Annotated in this window: 1 protein-coding gene; it reads right to left on the reverse strand. The window is 63.6% G+C overall.

What is annotated here, in order from left to right; all coding sequences use genetic code 11:
* Positions 1–219: leucine zipper domain-containing protein (locus tag EN846_RS34675; protein ID WP_145971991.1), on the reverse strand; the 219-nt coding region annotated here is incomplete at its 3' end.
* Positions 220–286: the final 67 nt, after the last annotated feature.

Below are 286 nucleotides of genomic sequence, written 5' to 3' on the forward strand. Positions count from 1 at the left end.
CGCAGCGGTGGCCTGCGGCATATGGGCGGGCCGCGAGGAACGGTCGATCATGCCGGCCCGCCCTTCGGACTTGTAGCGCTCGACCCAGCGCGCCACGATCTTGGCCGACACGCCGTAGACACGCGCCGCATGGGCTTTGGAGAAAGCGCCTTCTATCACCGACAGCGCCATCTCCTCTCGACGCAGCGGTGTGAGACGGGCATTCTTGTGGATGTTCATTCGGATCCTCCGATGGATGCTGAAGCGTGGTAACTCCAGTCTCCTCGGTCCGGTCCGAATGGACAAC

The sequence above is a fragment of the Mesorhizobium sp. M4B.F.Ca.ET.203.01.1.1 genome (assembly GCF_004791025.1).
Classification (GTDB): Bacteria; Pseudomonadota; Alphaproteobacteria; order Rhizobiales; family Rhizobiaceae; genus Mesorhizobium; species Mesorhizobium abyssinicae.